Source organism: Ruania rhizosphaerae, from assembly GCF_009805705.1.
In the GTDB taxonomy this organism is placed as follows: Bacteria; Actinomycetota; Actinomycetes; order Actinomycetales; family Beutenbergiaceae; genus Ruania; species Ruania rhizosphaerae.
The window spans coordinates 1-1357 of record NZ_VSMB01000031.1; the positions used below are offsets into that span (position 1 = coordinate 1).

A 1357-nucleotide genomic window follows, 5' to 3' on the forward strand; every position below is an offset into this window, starting at 1 on the left:
CTGAACCGCACTGGGTTCGGTGGAGACTCCTGAGCTTGGAAGCGAGGATGGAGTCATGGCGAGCAAGCAGGTTGCTGGTGGGCCGACGTCACGTCGGTACAGCGAGGAGGAGAAGGCCGCGGCGGTGCGGATGGTGCGCACCCTTCGGGCCGAGTTGGGAACGTCCCAGGGGACGGTCAAGCGGGTCGCGGACCAGCTCGGGTATGGAGCGGAGTCGGTGCGTACCTGGGTCAAGCAGGCTGACATCGACGAGGGCCAGGCGCCGGGCGTGAGCAGCCAGGAGTCCGAGCGGATGAAGGCGTTGGAGCAGGAGAACCGCGAGCTGCGCCGGACCAACGAAATCCTTCGGAGGGCGGCCAGTTTCTTTGCGGCGGAGCTCGACCGCCCCTCGAAGAGATAGTCGCTTTTGTCGAGGCGAACAAGGACGACGTGGTCGCTGGTCGCCGGCTCGGAGTCGAGCCCATCTGCAAGGTACTGCAGATGGCTCCGAGCACGTATTACGCCGCCCGGAACCGCCCGCCCTCGGCCCGCGCCCTCCAGGACGCGGATCTGGGGCCGGCGCTACGCCAGCTGTGGGAGGAGAACTACCGCGTCTACGGGGCCCGGAAGCTGTGGAAGGCAGCCCGCCGGGCCGGCTACGACGTCGGCCGGGACCAGGTGGCGCGGCTGATGCGCGTCGAGGGCATCGCTGGGGTGGTGCGGACCAAACGGGTGCGCACCACCCGCCCGGACCCGGTCGCGCCGAGGCATCCGGACCTGGTCAAACGCGACTTCACAGCGAGCGCGCCGAACCAGTTGTGGGTGACGGATCTGACGTTCGTGCCCACCTGGGCAGGTGTCGCCTACGTGTGCTTCATCATCGACGCATTCAGCCGGATGATCGTGGGTTGGCGGGTCGCAGCCCACATGCGTACCCAGATGGTGCTGGATGCGATCGAGATGGCCCGCTGGTCCCGCGGCACCCAGCTGACCGGCCTACGTTGTCACAGCGACGCGGGCAGTCAATTCACCAGTCTGCGCTACGGCGAGCGGCTCGCCGAGATCGGCGCGGTCCCCTCGATCGGGACCGTCGGCGATAGTTACGACAACGCCCTCGCTGAGACCGTGAACGGCTACTACAAGACCGAGCTCATCCGCGGCCCCGCACGTGATGAGCGTGGCCCGTGGAAGAGCGTCGAGGACGTCGAACTCGCGACCCTGGGCTGGGTGCACTGGCACAACACCGAACGCCTCCACGGCTACCTCGGCGACCAGCCCCCGGCCGAGTACGAACAGGCACACTATGCTGCCCAACGGACCGACCAACAACTGGTCGGAATCCAATAGGCCGAGTCTCCATCAGACCCAGTGCGGTTCA

General features: G+C 67.1%; 1 protein-coding gene and 1 other annotated feature. The gene reads left to right on the top strand.

Annotation, left to right across the window (positions count from 1 at the left end):
• Positions 1–55 precede the first annotated feature (55 nt).
• Positions 56–1326, top strand: a protein-coding gene (locus FV560_RS19925; protein ID WP_235020254.1) for an IS3 family transposase whose coding sequence is annotated in 2 segments (ribosomal slippage) — positions 56–368 and positions 368–1326 — 1272 coding nt in all. Because the reading frame shifts where the segments join, the coding sequence is not laid out codon by codon here.
• Positions 355–489 (top strand) — a sequence feature (AL1L pseudoknot). It overlaps the preceding gene by 135 nt.
• Positions 1327–1357: the final 31 nt, after the last annotated feature.